This window comes from Streptomyces sp. NPDC059900, from assembly GCF_050270335.1.
Lineage (GTDB): Bacteria > Actinomycetota > Actinomycetes > Streptomycetales > Streptomycetaceae > Streptomyces.
The window spans coordinates 1-6,570 of record NZ_JBNNJZ010000463.1; the positions used below are offsets into that span (position 1 = coordinate 1).

Annotated in this window: 6 protein-coding genes; all 6 read left to right on the forward strand. The window is 70.2% G+C overall.

The genetic code is table 11. From position 1 onward, the window contains the following. The first annotated feature begins 26 nt into the window (after positions 1–26). Positions 27–1,574, forward strand: a complete 1,548-nt coding sequence (gene glpK / locus ACQKIP_RS36180; RefSeq protein WP_365860064.1) for a glycerol kinase GlpK — start codon at positions 27–29, stop codon at positions 1,572–1,574. Between the two features lie 6 nt (positions 1,575–1,580). Beyond that, the gene (locus tag ACQKIP_RS36185) at positions 1,581–3,188 is read left to right on the forward strand and encodes a glycerol-3-phosphate dehydrogenase/oxidase (protein ID WP_365860063.1); all 1,608 of its coding nucleotides are present in this window, start codon (positions 1,581–1,583) and stop codon (positions 3,186–3,188) included. 122 nt (positions 3,189–3,310) lie between these two features. Next, complete coding sequence (locus ACQKIP_RS36190) at positions 3,311–4,375, forward strand: LLM class flavin-dependent oxidoreductase (RefSeq protein WP_365860062.1); 1,065 nt, start codon at positions 3,311–3,313, stop codon at positions 4,373–4,375. A 72-nt stretch (positions 4,376–4,447) separates the two neighbouring features. Further along, entirely contained in the window at positions 4,448–5,032 is a 585-nt protein-coding gene (locus ACQKIP_RS36195; protein WP_365860061.1) for a 1,2-dihydroxy-3-keto-5-methylthiopentene dioxygenase, read from the forward strand. Beyond that, positions 5,029–5,757, forward strand: a complete 729-nt coding sequence (mtnC, locus tag ACQKIP_RS36200; protein ID WP_365860060.1) for an acireductone synthase — start codon at positions 5,029–5,031, stop codon at positions 5,755–5,757. The genes ACQKIP_RS36195 and mtnC overlap by 4 nt, the downstream gene beginning before the upstream one ends. Further along, a complete protein-coding gene (gene mtnB, locus ACQKIP_RS36205; RefSeq protein WP_365860059.1) occupies positions 5,754–6,386 on the forward strand; it encodes a methylthioribulose 1-phosphate dehydratase in 633 nt (210 codons plus the stop codon). Before mtnC ends, mtnB begins: the two co-directional genes overlap by 4 nt. Positions 6,387–6,570 lie beyond the last annotated feature (184 nt).

Below are 6,570 nucleotides of genomic sequence, written 5' to 3' on the forward strand. Positions count from 1 at the left end.
GGCAAAGAAGAGCAGGAGAGAACACCGTGAGCACCGACGCACACACCGCAGGCCCCTTCATCGCGGCCATCGACCAGGGCACCACGTCGAGCCGCTGCATCGTCTTCGACAAGGACGGCCGGATCGTCTCGGTCGACCAGAAGGAGCACGAGCAGATCTTCCCGAAGCCGGGCTGGGTCGAGCACGACGCGAGCGAGATCTGGACGAACGTCCAGGAGGTCGTCGCCGGCGCCATCTCCAAGGCCGGCATCACCCACGAGGACATCAAGGCGATCGGCATCACCAACCAGCGTGAGACCACGCTGCTCTGGGACAAGAACACCGGCGAGCCGGTGCACAACGCCATCGTCTGGCAGGACACCCGTACCGACGCCCTGTGCAAGGAGCTCGGCCGCAACGTCGGCCAGGACCGCTTCCGCCGCCAGACGGGCCTGCCGCTCGCCAGCTACTTCGCCGGTCCCAAGGCCCGCTGGCTGCTCGACAACGTCGACGGCCTGCGCGAGCGCGCCGAGGCGGGCGACATCCTCTTCGGCACCATGGACTCCTGGGTCATCTGGAACCTGACGGGCGGTGTCAACGGCGGCAAGCACGTCACCGACGTCACCAACGCCTCGCGCACCCTGCTGATGAACCTGCACACCATGCAGTGGGACGAGTCGATCGCCGAGTCCATCGGCGTCCCGATGGCGATGCTCCCCGAGATCCGCTCCTCCGCCGAGGTCTACGGCGAGGTCACCGGCGGCAAGCTCGGCGACATCCTGCCCGGCACCCCCGTCGCCTCCGCGCTCGGCGACCAGCAGGCCGCCCTGTTCGGACAGACCTGTTTCGCCAAGGGCGAGGCCAAGTCCACGTACGGCACCGGCACCTTCATGCTGATGAACACCGGTGAGTCGGCCATCAACTCCTACTCGGGCCTGCTGACCACCGTCGGCTACCAGATCGGCGACCAGAAGCCGGTCTACGCCCTCGAGGGTTCCATCGCCGTCACCGGCTCGCTCGTGCAGTGGATGCGCGACCAGATGGGCCTGATCAACTCCGCCGCCGAGATCGAGACGCTCGCGTCGTCGGTCGAGGACAACGGCGGCGCCTACTTCGTACCGGCCTTCTCCGGCCTCTTCGCCCCGTACTGGCGTTCCGACGCCCGCGGTGTGATCACCGGTCTCACCCGGTACGTCACCAAGGCGCACATCGCGCGCGCCGTCCTGGAGGCCACGGCCTGGCAGACCCGTGAGATCACCGACGCCATGACGAAGGACTCCGGCGTCGAGCTCACGGCCCTCAAGGTCGACGGCGGCATGACCTCCAACAACCTGCTGATGCAGACGCTCTCGAACTTCCTCGACGCGCCGGTGGTGCGCCCGATGGTGGCCGAGACGACCTGCCTCGGCGCCGCCTACGCCGCCGGTCTCGCCGTCGGCTTCTGGTCCGGCACCGACGAGCTGCGCGCCAACTGGCGCCGGGCGGCGGAGTGGACCCCCCGCATGGACGCGGACACCCGCGCCCGTGAGTACAAGAGCTGGCTCAAGGCCGTAGAGCGTTCCATGGGCTGGCTCGACGAAAGTGGCGAGGAGTAAATCAACATGACCACCCTGCAGAGCGTCCCTGCCCTCGGGACGCATCCGGCTGCCGGTTCCAACCCGAGCCGCGCCGAGACCCGGGAGCAGCTTTCCAAGGCGACGTACGACCTCCTGGTGATCGGTGGCGGAATCCTGGGCATCTCCACCGCCTGGCATGCCGCGCAGTCGGGACTGCGGGTGGCCCTGGTGGACGCCGGTGACTTCGCCGGCGCCACCTCCTCCGCCTCCTCCAAGCTTCTCCACGGCGGTCTGCGCTACCTGCAGACCGGCGCGGTGAAGCTGGTGGCGGAGAACCACTTCGAGCGTCGCGCGGTGTCCCGCCAGGTGGCCCCCCACCTGGCGAACCCGCTCACCTTCTACCTGCCCGTCTACAAGGGCGGCCCGCACGGCGCCGCCAAGCTGGGCGCGGGCGTCTTCGCCTACAGCGCGCTTTCCGCCTTCGGCGACGGCGTCGGCCACCTGCTCAGCCCCTCGAAGGCCGCGCAGGACGTGCCGGAGCTGCGCACGGACAACCTCAAGGCCGTCGCCGTCTACGGCGACGACCAGATGAACGACTCCCGCATGGCCCTGATGACGGTCCGCGCGGCCGTCGAGGCCGGTGCCGCCGTCCTCAACCACGCCGAGGTCACCGGCCTGCGCTTCACCAAGGGCCGGGTCACGGGCGCGGAGCTCAAGGACCGCATGGACGGCACCGAGTTCGGCGTCAACGCCCGCCTCGTGCTGAACGCGACCGGCCCGTGGGTCGACCACCTGCGCAAGATGGAGAACCCGGACGCGGCCCCCTCCATCCGCCTCTCCAAGGGCGCGCACCTGGTCCTCAAGCGCACCGCCCCCTGGAAGGCCGCGCTCGCCACGCCGATCGACAAGTACCGCATCACGTTCGCCCTGCCGTGGGAGGACATGCTCCTGCTCGGCACCACGGACGAGGAGTTCGAGGGCGACCCGGCGGACGTGAGCGTCACCGAGGCCGACACCGCGCAGATCCTGGACGAGGCCGCGTTCTCCATCCGCGACCAGCAGCTGTCCCGCGATCTGATCACGTACTCCTTCGCGGGTCTGCGTGTGCTGCCCGGCGGCCCCGGCGACACCTCGAAGGCCAAGCGCGAGACGGTCGTCACCGAGGGCACGGCCGGCATGCTCTCCGTCGCGGGCGGCAAGTGGACGACGTTCCGCCACATCGGCCGTACGGTGATGAAGAAGCTGGAGTCGCTGCCGGGCCACCCGCTCGGCGACGACTACGAGCCGATCTCCCAGCTCCAGAAGCGCCTGCCGCTGCCCGGCATCGCCAACCCGCGCGCGGTCGCACACCGCCTCCTCGTCGACGGCCCGGCACCCGGCCCGCGCATGGCCGCCGACACGGCCAAGCACCTGGCGACGCACTACGGCTCGCTCTCCTTCGACATCGCCCGCCTGGCGAACGAGAACCCGGAGCTCGCCGAGCGCGTCTCGCCGGACGCCCCGGAGATCTGGGCCCAGGTCGTCTACGCCCGTGACAACGAATGGGCCGAGACGGCGGACGACGTCCTGCGCCGCCGTACGACGCTGACGATCCGCGGCCTGGCCACGGACGACGTCCGCGCCAAGGTCCAGGACGTGCTGGACGGCAAGTAGGCCGGCAGGAACCGAAGGGCGGCTCCTCCCCCATGGGAGCCGCCCTTCGGCATGTCCGGGGCCCACCGTGGCCGCCATGCCGCGTACATACGCGTGCAACAGGCCGCGGGGAGAGTGAATCCATGAAGTTCCAGGTCCTCTCCATCATCGGTCATGCCCCGCACCCCCTGACCGGACAACTTCCCTCCTCCGCCGACCGGTTGGCCGACGTGATCGAGGTCGGCGTGGCCGCCGAGCGGCTCGGCTACGACGCCTACGCCGTGGGCGAGCGGCACGCGGGCGCCTTCCTCTCGTCCAGCCCCACCGTCGTACTCGGCGCGCTCGCCGCTCGGACCACCCGGATCAAGCTGCTCACGGGCGTCACCGTCGTGGCGATCCTCGACCCGGTGCGGGTCGCCGAGGACTACGCGACGCTCGATCAGATCTCGCGCGGCCGCATCGAGTTGGTGATCGGCAAGGGCGCGGAGGCAGGCCACTTCGACCTCTTCGGCCTCGACGAGGAGCGGCAGTGGGATCTCCAGAAGGAGAAGTACGAGCTGCTGCGCCGCCTGTGGAGCGAGCAGAACGTCGACTGGGAGGGCGAGTTCAGACCCGCGCTGAAGGACGTGACGACGGTGCCGCGTCCCTACGCGGGCGTGCCGCGCATCTGGCACGGCTCGGCCACCTCCCTCAACTCCCCCGATCTGGCGGCCAGGCACGGGGACCCGCTCTTCACCGCCAACGCCGTCCAGCCGCGCACCGCGTACGCGAAGCTGATCGCGCACTACCGGGAGCGGTTCGAGGCGTACGGGCACGATCCATCGCGGGCCAGGGTCGCGGCGGGCTCGGGCGGGCTGCTCATCGCGGACTCGGCGGAGCAGGCCATCGCGCGCTACCGCGACCTGTACGAGGCGAAGGTGCGCCAGAGCTTCAAGCCGCACCTGGAGGGCAAAGCGGGCTACAACACGCCCTTTCGCACCATCGAGGACGCGATCGCGGACGGGCCGCAGCTCATCGGCTCCCCGCAGCAGATCATCGACAAGATCCTCGGCTACCACGAGGTGTACGGGCACGACCTCCAGTCCGTCACCGTGGACGGCTTCGGCCTGGAGCGCGGCGAGCAGACCGAGACGCTCCAGCGGTTCGCCGAGGAGGTCGCGCCGGTGGTCCGCAGGGCCGCGCCGTCCACGCTGTGGGACACCGCGTGAGCGCGGCTGACGTCGGCTGACCTGCGAGTTACCATCCCCCCGTACCCACTGTGTCCCCTTCTGGAGCGAGCCATGACTCTCCTGACGACCTGGCCGGAGTCCGGCCCCGAGACCGTCATACGCCGCACCGCGGACCCCGTCGAGATCGCCGCCGCGCTCGCCCCGGTCGGCGTGCGCTACGAGCAGTGGCCGGTGCGCGAGGACGTGCCGGCCGACGCGGACAGTGACACCGTCTTCGCCGCGTACCGCACGGAGATCGACAAGCTCAACGCCGAAGAGGGCTTCCAGACGGTCGACGTGGTCGCGCTGCACCCCAGCGACGACCCCGCGTGGCCCCAGAAGGCGAAGGCGGCCCGGCAGAAGTTCCTCGCCGAGCACACGCACGACGACGATGACGAGGTGCGGTTCTTCGTCGCGGGCGCCGGGATCTTCTATCTGCACGTGGCCGGCGAAGTGCACGCGGTCTACTGCGAGAAGGGCGATCTGCTCGGGGTGCCGCGCGGCACGACGCACTGGTTCGACATGGGCACGTCTCCCGCCTTCACGGCCATCCGCTTCTTCCACGAGGAGGACGGCTGGATCGGCACGTTCACGGGCAGCCCGATCGCGGACCGCTTCCCGGACTTCGACGCGATCCACGCGGGATACGCCGCGTGAGTGTCTCTTTCGACGCGGGTTCCGTGGACGCCGCGGTGCTCGACATCGAGGGCACCACGAGCGCCACGGGGTTCGTGGTGGACGTGCTGTATCCCTACGCGCGCGAGCGTTTCGGTGCGCTGCTCGCCGCGCGGGGCGACGAGCCGGAGGTGGCGCGGGCGGTCGCGCAGGTGCGGGAGCTCGCCGGTGAGCCGGACGCGGATGCCGCGCGGGTGGAGAAGATCCTGGGCGAGTGGGTGGACGCCGACCGCAAGGCGACGCCCCTGAAGACGCTTCAGGGCATCCTCTGGGCGGAGGGCTTCGCGCGGGGCGAGCTCGTCTCGCATTTCTACCCCGAGGTGATCGACGTGCTGCGGGGCTGGGCGGCGGACGGGGTGCGGCTCTACGTCTACTCGTCCGGGTCGGTCGCGGCGCAGCGGGCGTGGTTCACGTACTCGCCCGAGGGGTCCCTGATGGATCTCGTGAGCGGCTTCTACGACACCGAGAACGCGGGCCCCAAGCAGGAGGCCGGGTCCTACCGCGCGATTTCGGCCGCCGTCGGGGCGGAGCCCGGCCGCACGCTCTTCCTCTCCGACCGGCTCGGGGAGCTGGACGCGGCGGTGGACGCGGGGTGGCACGTCGTGGGCGTGCGCCGGGCCGGGGAGCCCTACTTCGCCGCCGGGGTCGGCGGGCATCCGGAGGCTGCGGGCTTTGATGAGATCAGTGTTGCGAGGAGCGTTCGATGAGTTCGTCTGGTTCGGCTGGTTCGGCTGAGGCCACTGCCGCGTTGGATCTGGAGGAGGCCGGGGCCGTCCTCGCCGCCGAGGCCGCGCGTTTCGCGTCGTTCGGATGGATGCGGGGGACGTCCGGGAACCTGTCCGTGGTTCTTTCGCGTACGCCGCTTCAGCTCGCGGTGACGGCGAGCGGGCGGGACAAGGGTGAACTGACGGCTGCGGACGTGGTGTTGACGGACGCGTCCGGTGCGGTGCTCGGTGCGGGGCGGCCCTCGGCGGAGGCGGCGCTGCATGCGCGGGTCGCTGCGCTGACCGGGGCCGGGGCCGTGGTGCACGTGCACACCGTGGCGTCGGTGGCCATGGGGCACCGGGAGCCCGGCGGGATTTCCTTCCGGGATCTGGAGATGCTGAAAGGGCTCGGGCATCCGACGCATGAGGTTGCCGTGACGCTGCCGGTGATTGCCAACAGCCAGGACATGACTGTCCTGGGGGATCGGCTTGAGGCCGCGCTTTCGCCGGGGATGCCGGCGGTCGTCGTTGCGGGGCACGGGCTCTATGTGTGGGGTGCGGATCCTCGCGAGGCGCGGCATCGTACTGAGGTCGTGGAGTGGTTGCTGGAGCTTGAGCTGACGCGGGGCTGAATTTTCCCCAACCCCGCCCCTTCCCGAAAACCCGCTCGGCGCGGGGGCCTTGCGCGTACCGCAATCACCGGCTGCGCCGAGTTCGTCCTCAAACGCCGGACGGGCTGAGATTTCCCCGGCTCGGGGAAATCTTCAGCCCTCAGCTCAGCCCGTCCGCCGGCACCTCCCCCGCCCCCACCTCAAG

What these genes read in the sequence shown, in the direction of transcription:
- ACQKIP_RS36185 (WP_365860063.1), top strand. Translation starts at nt 1,581, where the DNA reads ATGACCACCCTGCAGAGCGTCCCTGCCCTCGGGACGCATCCGGCTGCC.
- ACQKIP_RS36190 (WP_365860062.1), top strand. Translation starts at nt 3,311, where the DNA reads ATGAAGTTCCAGGTCCTCTCCATCATCGGTCATGCCCCGCACCCCCTG.
- ACQKIP_RS36195 (WP_365860061.1), top strand. Translation starts at nt 4,448, where the DNA reads ATGACTCTCCTGACGACCTGGCCGGAGTCCGGCCCCGAGACCGTCATA.
- mtnB (WP_365860059.1), top strand. Translation starts at nt 5,754, where the DNA reads ATGAGTTCGTCTGGTTCGGCTGGTTCGGCTGAGGCCACTGCCGCGTTG.